We start from the raw sequence: 12,407 nt of genomic DNA, 5'->3' as shown, positions 1-12,407 counted from the left end.
GATGAAGAAATCGATTGCGGCATTGCTGCTCGTCCTGCTGCTTCTGGGCGCTGCAGGAAGCTACCTGAGTATGCACAGGGATAGCTTTACCCTATGGCCTTTTAACAAAAGCATGCCTTTTGACGGTTTATCGAAGGCGATCTCTGACCATCAAGACAATTTATTCGTTATCGATAATGCCAAGAAAACCATTCATAAGCTTAATGACAAGGGTGTCCTGCAATTCTCCATTACCAGCGACACGGGGAAGAACGGCGAAGTCTATCGGTTTAATGACATGGCAGTTGACGATCAAGGCTATCTATATACGATTCGTACGCTATTGGACCCTTATGGCATAGCTGTGAAATCCGAGCAGATCGTGCGTTACACACCGGAGGGTCAGTTCGATCGCAGCTTGTTTACGCAAGAATATACGGATTCACAAGCCCGCAGATATCGTCTGGGTTCCTTGCGCAACGTGCAGATTCGCCAAGGTATGGTTTACTTTTTCAATGATGAGACCGACAAGCTAACCTTGTACAAGGAGCCTGTGGGTGAAACGGCTTCCTCGACACCTCAAATCGCTTACTCCGTTAAGCTTCCAACGAATAAATACATATCCGAAGCCGATGGCTTTAAGCCCGGTGAAATTTATTATTCAACACGCAGCGGCGAGATTTATCGCGCCTTCGAAGATGGGCGCTCAGAGCTTGTGTATCCAGTACCGGGCCTCGATCGCACCAGACGCAATTTTCCCGAAAGCATGCATCTAGACAATCATGGGCGGCTCATTTTTATTGATTTTAACAGTAAGACCATCTCCAGGCTCGATCCCAAACAGCCCTATGTGATTGAGGAATTGGTCAATGAGGATAAGGCCAAAGCGAGCGGAATTGAGCTTGCTTTCGACGCCACCTCCAGCAGTATTGCCGATGATGACAGTCTGATTATCGTGGAATCGGCGCAAATCAATCGTCGTCTGGCGGACGGCACACTTACGCCGTCGCTCGTTGAGGCTCAGTATAGCGATGCGGCGCGAACGAAGGTTATTCTGTTGTGGTCTCTGGCGATTGTGGGAGTTATTTTGCTGCTCATTGCGATTAAAATTATTTTCTTCAATTTGCTGAATCGCAGATTGCCTCTGATGATGAAACAAATCTTCATTCTTGTGCCGGTCATTGCGGCATCTATGATTTTGCTGTCCACTGTGATCTACAACAGTTTTTCGAAGAAAATGGAAGAAGAAACCTTCAGCGAGCTTACTTTGCTGGCCAAAAACGGTCAAAACCTGATCGATGGCGATAAACTGGAGAGCCTCACGTCCCCGCTGGATTACAAAGGCGCGATCTATCAATCCTTCCGCAAAAAGATTCAATCTGTCTTCGAGAACAATGACCAAGACGACAACCAAGGCTTTTACAAAGCTGTTTATAAATACGAAAACGGCGTCATTTATCGCATCTTGGAAGATGATGACGGGATGCATATGTTCAATCCGTTCCAACAAACGCCGGAGAATCAGCAAGTCGTATTGGAAGGCAAGCCGGCCAAAGGGCAATGGCAGGATTTCTCAGGCGAGTGGCGTTACGCCATTGCTCCTATTTTCAATTCAGCCGGCCAAATCGTCGGGGTGTTCGAAACGAGCAAGAACCTGGACGGCATACTCAAGCATCGCCAAACGGTGCTGAATTCCATCATTCGCAATATTGCTTTAATCTCCGTCGGTCTGCTGCTGGTGCTTTTCCTAATGACGTATGTCCTGCTATCCTCGATTCGCAAGCTGCGCAACAGTGTGGGTGAGATCGCCAAGGGCAATTGGGATACAGTCGTTACCATTAACACAAGAGATGAAGTTTCGGACTTGGGCGATAGCGTCAATACGATGGCCGCGCGCATCCGGGATTATATCACGAAGGTGGAGAATTTCAGTCAAGCGTACTATCGATTCGTGCCGCAGCAGTTTCTGCATTTCCTGAATAAAGAAAGCATTCTGGATGTTGCGCTCGGTGACCAAGTCGAGAAGAATATGTCGATTCTGATTTTTAACATTCGCGGATTTTTCCATATTTCGAAGAGGCTTACGCCGGAAGAAAATTTCAATTTCGTCAACTCGTTTCTCAAACGATTCGGTCCTTATGTTCGCAACCACCAAGGGCTTATGAATAAATATTTGGGCGCTGGCTTCATGGCGTTATTCCCAAATCAAGCTGATGAAGCGCTGCTGGCTTGCATTGAAATGCGCAAAGAACTGGAGATCTACAATTCCCATCGCGCCAAAGTCGGCTACCAGCCTATTGATTTCGGCATTGGCCTGCACAAAGGGCCGCTTCGCCTCGGAATTATTGGGGAAGAACAGCGCTTGGAAGGCAACGTTATCTCGGATGGGGTCAACGTGGCTACGATGCTCGAGAAAATGACAGAGCCGTTAGGCGCTTCCATCCTGATTACCGATTATGTCATTCAATCTCTGGAAAAGCCGGCAGGATTCCAATATCGGAATCTGGGTTTGATACAAGTAGAAGGGGTCAAAGAACCGCTCCATCTGTTCGATGTTTATCAAGGGGATTTGGATACGATTCGTACCTTGAAAGATAAGACGAAAGTGCTATTCGAGCAAGCGGTCACCTATTATCAAGTGGGACGTTTCTATGATGCAAGAGAAGCTTTCCTGATGGTTATTAAGCAGAACCGTCAAGATAAAGCGGCACAGCTTTACTTCTATTTATGCGATGAATTTTTCCAACATGGTACAACTGCTGAGTGGAATGGTACTTTATCTGTTTCTTGATAACAAAGGAGCGAAACTGGCATGCACGTACGCGAATTAATGACGGAATCAGATGCAAGGCGGATCACGGATTTTTATCTCTCGCCGGTCTCTTTCGATGACCAAAGGCATACACCGGGAGAACTGGAACATTTCCGTCATGCTCCTCTGCTTAGCTTAACGCAGCGCAATCATCGGCATTGGTATATAGAGAATGAGGAAGGCGAGATTATCGCTGTAACCAGTTGCAAGGAGAATGAGCATCAATCCGGAGGTTTCTTATGGGATTATTTGGCCGTCCATCGGGATTATCGGAGACATGGTTTTGCCAAAATTTTGTTTCAAGCACTTGAAACGTTTGCCCGTCAAGCGGAGGGACGATACATACTGACTTACACCTGTGACCTGCCTGAGTATCAGCCTATTCAAAAAATGTTTGCCTTAAATGGTTTTGAACTCATCGGCACCTATCCGAATTATTATTATGAAGGTGAAGCCAGATTAGCCTTCTACAAACCACTGTCCAAGTGACAGATGAACTAATAGATTGGACCTGATGATATGCAAGGAAGCTTAACCCGATGGATGGGACTGCGCACAGAAGATATTCGCAAGCTATGGATGATGCTGCCGATCTTTTATTTCAGCGGGATCGCAGAATCCTTGAACTATACGGCATTCATGGCGCTTTTTAACCAGCGATTCGGTGTGCAGTATTTGCCCTATATCTACATTGCTGAGGCGGCTATTATGCCGCTGGAGGGCTGGCTGCTAGCCAAACTGGCAAATCGCCTGCCCAAAGCCAGAATGATGATGACCCTGTACCTGATCATGATTGGACTGCTTGTACTCAATGGCGCTGTTTTGCTTGGATTCAAGGCAGGCGGTATTGATTTTCGCTACTATTATCCGATTCTGTTTCTCTCCTCGAACTTTGTTGTCAGGCAGTTGACACTGCTGCTGTGGAGCACGGCATTTGATTTGTGCCCTACCCAACAAGCGAAACGGATGATGCCTGTGTTTATTGCTTCAACGACAACAGGCGGGATTACCGCGGGTTTGATCGCTCACCAAATCGGTAAATTATTAGGTACCGAAGCTGTCTATGCGCTGGCACCGGTGTTAATGGTGTTCGGATTTGTTTTCTTTCGCAAAGCGTTAGCCCGCTATCTGGTGCCATTGACATTGAAGGAAGATATTCGTCTCAAGACGCAAATCGCTGCTGATCCCAAAGAATTGACACAGCTTCCTGCTGGCTATTATGCCAAACAGATGCTGCGCAGCCCGTTTCTGCTTTGTGCGGTCGCCTTGATGACACTGATGCCGGCTGTCTACTTTATGATTGAATATCAATACTTTACGGCTGCTGAAGCCAAGTTTCCGGCAGAAGGGGATCTGACTTCCTTCTATGGCTTAATTACCGCCATTCAGTTTACGTTTTGCCTGCTTTTGCAAACCGTCTCAACGCGCTTAATGAATTGGCTTGGCGCAAGCAATATGCTGCTCGCCATTACCGTCATTTTCTTCGGAGGCTTTGGACTGACGGCTATGTTCCTGAATCAATCGCTTGGACTTTTCATGGTATCCGGCTCTTATGCTGTTTTTTATATTTTGCTTTACTACATTGCCGAACCTTGTTATCAGTTGTTTTTCAAAATGATGCCGATCTCCAAAAGGGACGGCTACCGCTATTTTGCTCAGGGTGTAGCGGCATCCGGCGGAATTTTAATTGGGTCTCTGCTCTCCCTGCTGCATTCTTTTGGCTGGCTCGAACTGTCTCCACTGGCTTGGTTAGGGGTGGCTGTAGCTGCGATTCTCGTTGTTGTTGCCTGGTTTGGCAGAAATCTGTATGTCCGTGAGCTGGTGAAAAGCGTGCAATCCCTGCACGCCGATTTATCGGAGATTGCAGGCTCCTTCATCGGGGGGATTCGCAGTTCGAAGGCGTTGTCCGCGATGCTTGGATATCTCAAACATCCCAATGATTATGTGCGTGAGCTTGCGCTAGAAGTCATCGGGAAAGCGAAAGATTCGGCGTTTCTGCCTCATTTGATCGGCATGATCGGTGAGGAAAGCTCGCGAATTCGTCTAGCTGTGCTAAGAGCCATGAATCTGCAGGGTGCGACGATTCAAGATCTCGTGCAAGTCGCTTCCTTCCTGGAGGATGAAGACCCGGAAGTGCGTGCGGAAAGTGTGAAGCTCATTTCCAAAGCGACTCATTTGCGCAGCCAATCCCATTTCTTCATTCGTGTGAAACTGCTGGATAATCATCCGAAAGTGGTGCACGAGGGGGTTAAGGCGCTTTATGCGCTTGAGAGCGAAGAAAGCTATCAAGCTTGTGAAGAAGCGATTATCAAAATGCTCGATAACGGCGGAGAGTGGGCCGTCTATGGCTGTCATACCGTCGCTGATTTGAAGCTTCACTCGTATGCGGCGTGGGTATTGTCTTTGCTGGATGATCCTCGTCCGGCCGTCAAGGTTGCCGCTGCGCACTGCATCGGGCAGCTCGAGCATGTGGAAGCTATTCCGCTTCTTCTGACCATGGTGCCGCTTGCGGATCAAGAGATGCGCAAAGCGATTTTGCAAGCATTCGTCGATATGGGCGATAACGCCTTGCCTGCCTTGCTGACGTACGTGAACCACGCGAACCCGTTTATCTGGAACGCGGCTGTGACGGCGCTCGCGGAGCTGCTCGATGAAAGCATGCTGCGCAAACAGCTTGTTGATCCTTGCGTAAACCGGATGCTGGCTTCCACGCAGGAACGTGCCCTGCCTACAGCGCTCAATGAGCTGGGGATGAAGGGGCTTGCCGAACTTGCCGGCCAGCGCTGCGCAGAACTTCACCAAGCGCTGGTTGGTGGCGCCTGGGCTGTCATGGCGAAGTTCGCAGACGAGCGTGTGGTTGCGACCTTGCGCGAAGCGACGGAGGATGACAGCGAAGAAGTACGCGACAATGGGTTGGAAGTGCTCGCAGAAGGGCTCGGTGACCGCCGATTAGCGTTGGCTTTGCTGGAACTTTTGAAGCAAGATGCAGCGAACAACAGCTCGGTCAAACAAGCGCCGCTGCTTATTATACAAGAGGCTAGGTCATGGTCGGATGATTGGCTCAGTGAGATTGCCAGTTACGCACTAAGTTCATTGGAGCGTGTTGATATGAGAGAAGAGCGCAAGTTTTTAACGATGCTGGATAAAGTTATATTTTTGAAGCAAGTGTCTTTATTCGCGGATCTTTCGGTAGACGAACTTGGTTTGATTGCCGGTATTGCTACGGAAGAAGTGCATGAAGACCTGACTTATTTGCTCCGTCGCGGGCATAGCAATGCAGCCATGTATCTGATTATTGAAGGCAACGTAGAGCTGAGCAATGAGACAGGTGAGGGAGAAACCGGAACGATCGGCGTACTTGGTCCTAAGCAGGCATTTGGTGAAACAACCGCATTGGACGGCTCACCTTCTTCCATTACTGCGCAGGTTATCTTTGACGAGGTTCGGGTGCTGACGCTGCAAGGAGAAAGCCTGTCTCGTCTAGTGAGACTATATCCGGAGATTGGCATTGGGCTGCTGCATGCCTCAAGCGCAAGAGTGCGGTTGCTGGAAAACATGCTTCTCAAAATGGCCTGAGTTCAGTTGGCGATAACTATCTGCAAAGGGGCGAATATCGTGACCGTCGAGAGTATCATGCTGAGCAATGATCTGAAGGAACTGCAGCGGTTAGGCGCATTCTTGCAAGACGCATCAAGAACATTGCAACTTGATGAAATGACCTTGTATCGCGTGAATTTGGTCTGCGACGAGCTGGTAACGAACATTATTCTCTATGGGTATCCAGAGGATGTGCTTGTAGACCAAGCGATACGAATCGATATTGAGGTAGTTTCTGATGGTTGGGAACTCCGCCTTACGGATCGCGGCATCCCTTTCAACCCTTTGCTGAAGTCCGCGCCGTGTATCGATTTGAGCGTTGACGAACGCGGTATCGGAGGCCTGGGCATCCACTTTGTGAGACAAGTGATGGATGACATCCGCTATGAACGATTGAACAATGAAAATGTACTTATGATGGTGAAACGACGTGTTCAGGAGGAGGGAATCTTATGAATATTACAGAGCAATTGCAAGGGGCTACGATTCTTCTCGGCTTAAACGGCCGTTTGGATGCGAATACGTCGGGGGGACTGGAGTCGGCTTTTATGAAGCTTGTAGAGCAAGGGAACGGGAAGTTCGTATTCAATCTGCAAGGACTTGAGTATGTCAGCAGTGCAGGTCTAAGAAGCTTGCTGGTAGCGGCCAAAATGATTAAAGTCATTCAGGGCAAGCTGGCGCTGGCGAGCATGAATGAACATGTGAAGGATGTCTTTGATATGTCAGGGTTCAGCGCGATCTTTGCGATTTATGAAACCCAAGAAGAAGCGGTTCAAGCCATTGCATAGCTGTACACAGAGGAGGCACGCTGAATGAATATAGTCGCTGGTGTGCTTCTGCTTATTTGTCTGGCGGTTGTTGCAGGCTGGCAGCGAAGCGAGCGCAAACGCAATTCAGCTGAGTTGGAGCTTGGGCGAACGATGCAGCTGTTCGATGTTAGTTTGGAAGTGAACTCGACGATCCACAAACAGGATCTGCTTGTCAAAATCATGGAGACTTCGTCTCGCATCATGAATGCGGAAGCTTCGTCCGTTATTCTGGTCGATGAGGAGAAGGGGGAACTGTTCTTCGATCTTGCGCTCGGAACCAAGGGCGATGAAGTGCGGGAAATTCGCCTGAAAATCGGGGAAGGCATCGCAGGCTGGGTGGCTCAGACGGGCCAGTCGGTCAAGATTGACGATGCGGCGCAGGATGAGCGCTGGTCGTCCAAGGTAGCCAAGCGTGTTGATTATCCCACGCGCAGTATGCTGTGCGTTCCGCTGATCAGCAAAGGGAAAATCATCGGCGTCCTGCAGGTGCTCAATAAACGGGATGGCGCCCATTTCTCAGAACGCGATCTGCAGCTCTTGGAATCCATTGCCTCGCCGATTGCGGCTTCGCTAGAGAACGCCATGCTGTACGATGCGCTCGAGAAGACGACAGCGACCAAAGAACGAATGGAAAGCGAGCTGCGCATTGCTACGGAGATTCAGATGGGCTTCCTGCCTCGCCGAAGCTTGGCAGTCTCAGGCGTGCCCGCTGAAAGTCTAGCTGCCACAGCGCAAGCGCAGGCTGTCATTCGTCCGGCTCGAGAAGTTGGCGGAGACTTCTATGACTATTTCCCCATCGATGACAATCGCTTGTTTTTCATACTCGGAGATGTCTCGGACAAAGGGATTCCAGCGGCATTATTCATGGCTGTAACCATGACCCTGCTGAAAGGGAAGATGACCGCCGAGATGACGCCTGGAGAGCTCTTAACGGCCGTGAATAGGGAGTTGTACAAGGATGATTCCTCGATGTTTGCGACCATATTTTGCGGCTTGCTGGACGTAGGTACTGGACAATTGCTTTATAGTGATGGCGGTCATTGCCCGCCATATCTAATGCGGCAGGCCGGGGACGTAGAGCAGCTGAAAGGGAAGAAAGGCCTTCCATTAGGTGTGATGGAGGACATGGAATACAGGGACAATGAAGTCACATTAGCGCTTGGCGATCGGTTAGTCCTGTATACGGATGGGATTACCGAAGCGGAGAATCGTCAGCTCGAACAATATGGCTTCGCACGTCTTCAGCAGTTATTGGCAAAAGAGCAGGCAAGCCCTCAAACCTGCTTATTAGAGCGTATGGTTGAAGATGTAGATCACTTCACCAATGGGGCGATTCAGTCTGATGATATCGCTGTGCTGATCGTTGATCGAAAACCATCTGAAATGTAGCCTCAAACTTAGCCAGCTATGATATAGTGAAATTATAGACTCCATGCGCTTAGACACGGATATGTAAAGGAGCGCAAGCCAATACAAATAGGAGGGTTCATATGCCAATGCACCAATCACGCATCAGCAGGCACCAAGATACTTCTCTGCAAAACAATCATCGTTCCAAGAGCAATTCACAGGGGCAATCGCAGGATCTTATGAATATACAGCAGACGATCGGCAATAAAGCAGTGTGCAGTATGCTGTCTGTCCAAACCAAGCTGACCGTAGGTCCTGTCGGTGACGCCTATGAGCAAGAAGCGGACCAAGTTGGCAAACAAGTAGCTGATCGTATTGCTGCCTCCGAAAGCAGCGGTTCCCCTAAACCGGATGTGCAGCGCATGGAGAGCGAAGGCGAGGGCTCAGAGGAAGAAGAGCTGCAGATGAAGCCTTCCTTGGATTCGATCCAGCGGATGGAGTCGTCGGAGTCCGAAGAGGAAGAGCTGCAGATGAAGCCGTCGACAGATTCGATCCAGCGGACGGAGTCCGAAGAGGAAGAACTGCAGATGAAGCCGTCGACGGATTCGATCCAGCGGACGGAGTCCGAGGAGGAAGAGCTGCAGATGAAGCCGTCAATGGATTCGATCCAGCGGTCGGAGTCTGAAGAGGAAGAGCTGCAGATGAAGCCGTCGACAGATTCGATCCAGCGGAAGGGCGGCGAGGACGAAGGGGTAGATGACTCTATCGAATCTCAGATTAAGTCCAAGCAAGGCAACGGCAGCAAAATGGATGGCAGTATTCAGGCGAAGATGGAATCCGCTTTTAACAAGGATTTCAGCAACGTTAATATACATAATGATTCAGAATCTACGAAGCTTAGCGCTTCTTTGGGGGCGGAGGCATTCGCTACGGGGAACGATATCTTTTTCCGTGAGGGACGCTACAATCCAGACACCCATCAGGGTCAGGAATTGCTAGGGCATGAATTGACGCATGTCGTTCAGCAGCGAGGCGGTCAATAATGCCACAAGGAAAGCAGCTCCAGTCTAGATCAGCCAGTCCATCTCATCAACGGGCCGCCCAATCGCAAGCCGCTCAAACCAGCAGCACAGCACCTCAAGTGTCACCTATGGCAATGGATTTTTTCATGCAGATGCAGCGTACGGCGGGCAATCGAGCAACACAAGCCTATACGAATCAGTTGATTCAAAGGAACACCACAGCTACTCAGCAGGCCATACCGGTCCCAGCTGCGGTTCAAACACCAGCGCCTGGGACCACTTGCGCACCTGGCACGCCAGCGCCAGGTGCGCAAGTGGTCCCAGGCACGCCAGCGCCAGGAGCGCAGGTTGTTCCAGGCACGCCAGCGCCAGGAGCGCAGGTTGTTCCAGGGACGCCAGCGCCGGGAGCGCAAGTGGTTCCAGGGACGCCAGCGCCGGGAGCGCAAGTGGTTCCAGGCACACCAGCGCCGGGAGCGCAAGTGGTCCCAGGAACGCCAGCGCCAGGAACACCGGCACCTGTGGCAGTGCCAGCGCCTCGTCCGGTATACGGGACATTGGATGCGCCAGATACGGCCAGCAGTGTCACTGATGCGCAGGGTGGAGCCGTTTCCACGTTCAGTGACAGCTTCGGCGCGAGGGCCGATGACCTGAAAGACTCTTATGATACAACCAGTGACGCCGCTACAGGACAGCAGGCAGCCTCCTTTGGTGCAGTAGCCGCAACCGCTGATTTGGTAGCAGGTCCTTTTCAAATTTTGAACGCTATTCGAGAAACAATGGAGGTTTCTGGAGATAGCAGCAGAACTGTGCATAACAAGAACTGGAATTATGCGGCAACAGGATCATCCATGATTGAATCCACAGGTAAAATGGTCAGCGGATCAGCCGGGCTTGTCGATAAAGCTGCGAAATCCTCCGGGCAAGTGGATGGGGTCGGAGCGTCTTCGGCTGTAAGTGATTATGCGGGGACTGTCGGCGAAGCCATTTCTGCGGTTAAGAGCACCATTATGGCCGTTAAAGGCATTTACGATCTGTACGACAAACATAGCAAAAATGGCGGCTTGGACAAGGGAGAAAAATCCAAAGGCGCCATTGAGATTGTCAGCAACGCCATTTCGGCGGCGCACTCCAGCCTCAAAGTGGCTAAAGGCATAATGGAAATCATGGAGACCGGCGCAGGTAGTTTGACCTCGGTTATTCCTGGTGTTAGTATCGCAGTAAGCGGTGTGAAAATAGCTATTAAAACCGTTGATGTGATCAAAGCGGGGCTGAATCGATCAGCTATGACGACGTTGAAGCGCGAGTTCAAAGGCAAGCATGCGAATGCTTCCTACATCAAGGCCAAGCGCTGGTTCGGTGGGAATGCTGGTGTCGATAAAGTGAAAATGGACTTGCATAAGCAAACCCTTCGCGACAAGATAGCGAATGGCAGTGCGCAAGAATCTGCAGATGCCCAGATCGAACTCGATGAAATTACCCAGTATGAGCTAGCCAAAGAGATGAAGAAGATTAACGTGAAGCGCACCACGCGCGGAGGCTTGCAAATCGGACTCGAGTTGACTAAGATTGCGGCAGATATCGCGACATTGACAGGTGTCGGGGCGCAAGTAGGAACACCACTGAAAATTGTGGCGTCAGGCGTTGGCGCGGCCATGCCGGTGGTTCGTTCCTTGAAACAGGCAGGGCGCGATCGAGCGGCCAAAGCAGACGCATGGGGCATTACCAAGGCTGTCTTTAACGCGGACAAGTCAACGGAGAAGAAGCATGCCAAGCGGGTCCAAGATGCTGAGTTAATCCTCGACATGATCCACAAGCTGCCTGCCAGAACGAGTGCAACACCAGATGCGTATATCAATGTTGACCGATTTATCGAGGCTGCGGGTGTAAGTACGCTTCAACTGGATAAATATAAAACAGATTTGCCTGAACTGAGAAAATTCCTTGTTGATGCTATGGCTAAACGAGAATAGGAGAAGTGAATTAGATGCTGCCTGACCTTGTACATGCACGTCACTTGGCGCAATTAGGATTGCTGAAAGATATATTGGATGAAACCGGACTAGCCACGAATTTATTGGAAAAATCGGAGGCGATTCCGCTTCACGTTTTGATGGCTGGCTTCCAAGAAGACAAGAAAGGCCGTGAACGTTTCCTTCACTTTAGCTTTTTGCCGTTAAATGATGAAGAAATCGGCGCCATTCAATTATTGCAAATTTATAGCACTTTGCCCTTTCATCTGGAAGAGGGCAAACGTGGGGAAGTCGGATCTGTTCTGCTGGAAATCAATACAAGACTCCCGATCGGCCATTTCGGCATCAATGAACAAAATGAACTGCACTACCGCTATGTGTACAGCATTCCAGCAACAAGCACCTTCGAAAGCGAAGAAGTGCTGGAAATTCTTAGCTTGTTCGTCTATATGTGCGATATGTTTGCAGAGCATGTGGAGTTGGTAGCCAGCGGTGAAGCTGATGCAGAGCAGGTTATTCAGGCGTTGAGGTAGTAAGGTTTCCTTCCGTTCAGCAAGACGAGGAACATCAAAAAGGGCAGTCGCAAAGGTCAATTTAACCTTTTGCACTGCCCTTTTTTCAATATTTTGAAGTGAACGCGGAGTAGCCCAACTGCCTCGCGAGGAGGTAAGGGAACTACAGGATGCTATTCCAGCAAAAAGTGTTATTATCGGGGGCTAAAGGGAACTACAGTGCGCTATTTTGCTGTTTCAAGCGAAATTCAGCGCTTTTCATAGAAATAAGACCCTGTAGTTCCGCTAATGCCCCAGTATCGCTGATATTTGCCTAAATAGCTTACCAGAGTTCCCTCCATCTAGGTTTGCCCCTC

Annotated in this window: 9 protein-coding genes; all 9 read left to right on the top strand. The window is 49.9% G+C overall.

Annotated elements, in window-relative coordinates:
* Position 1: 1 nt before the first annotated feature.
* The 9 genes from IEY34_RS09350 (at position 2) to IEY34_RS09310 (ending at position 12,072) form a co-directional block, all read left to right on the top strand.
* Positions 2 to 2,770 carry an adenylate/guanylate cyclase domain-containing protein gene (locus tag IEY34_RS09350; protein ID WP_189010640.1) on the top strand — a complete coding sequence of 923 codons (2,769 nt, stop codon included), beginning with the start codon at positions 2 to 4 and terminating at the stop codon, positions 2,768 to 2,770.
* 21 nt (positions 2,771 to 2,791) lie between these two features.
* Positions 2,792 to 3,280: a GNAT family N-acetyltransferase gene (locus IEY34_RS09345; protein ID WP_189010638.1), complete on the top strand. Its 489-nt coding sequence runs from the start codon at positions 2,792 to 2,794 to the stop codon at positions 3,278 to 3,280.
* 54 nt (positions 3,281 to 3,334) lie between these two features.
* Positions 3,335 to 6,367: a HEAT repeat domain-containing protein gene (locus IEY34_RS09340; protein ID WP_189010636.1), complete on the top strand. Its 3,033-nt coding sequence runs from the start codon at positions 3,335 to 3,337 to the stop codon at positions 6,365 to 6,367.
* A gap of 39 nt (positions 6,368 to 6,406) precedes the next feature.
* Positions 6,407 to 6,844 carry an ATP-binding protein gene (locus tag IEY34_RS09335; protein WP_189010634.1) on the top strand — a complete coding sequence of 146 codons (438 nt, stop codon included), beginning with the start codon at positions 6,407 to 6,409 and terminating at the stop codon, positions 6,842 to 6,844.
* Positions 6,841 to 7,176, top strand: a complete 336-nt coding sequence (locus IEY34_RS09330; protein WP_189010632.1) for an STAS domain-containing protein — start codon at positions 6,841 to 6,843, stop codon at positions 7,174 to 7,176. The genes IEY34_RS09335 and IEY34_RS09330 overlap by 4 nt, the downstream gene beginning before the upstream one ends.
* 24 nt (positions 7,177 to 7,200) lie before the next feature.
* A complete protein-coding gene (locus IEY34_RS09325) occupies positions 7,201 to 8,586 on the top strand; it encodes a PP2C family protein-serine/threonine phosphatase (RefSeq protein WP_189010630.1) in 1,386 nt (461 codons plus the stop codon).
* Between the two features lie 101 nt (positions 8,587 to 8,687).
* Positions 8,688 to 9,590 (top strand): eCIS core domain-containing protein, encoded by a 903-nt coding sequence (locus tag IEY34_RS09320; RefSeq protein WP_189010628.1) that lies wholly within the window; start codon positions 8,688 to 8,690, stop codon positions 9,588 to 9,590.
* Entirely contained in the window at positions 9,590 to 11,539 is a 1,950-nt protein-coding gene (locus tag IEY34_RS09315) for a hypothetical protein (protein WP_189010626.1), read from the top strand. The genes IEY34_RS09320 and IEY34_RS09315 overlap by 1 nt, the downstream gene beginning before the upstream one ends.
* A 14-nt stretch (positions 11,540 to 11,553) precedes the next feature.
* Positions 11,554 to 12,072, top strand: coding sequence for a YbjN domain-containing protein (locus tag IEY34_RS09310; protein ID WP_189010624.1), 519 nt, complete (start codon positions 11,554 to 11,556; stop codon positions 12,070 to 12,072).
* Positions 12,073 to 12,407: the final 335 nt, after the last annotated feature.

It is taken from the genome of Paenibacillus marchantiophytorum (assembly GCF_014640555.1).
Lineage (GTDB): Bacteria > Bacillota > Bacilli > Paenibacillales > NBRC-103111 > Paenibacillus_E > Paenibacillus_E marchantiophytorum.
Note: the sequence above shows the minus strand (reverse complement) of the source record. Positions and strands in the feature narration are given on the sequence as shown.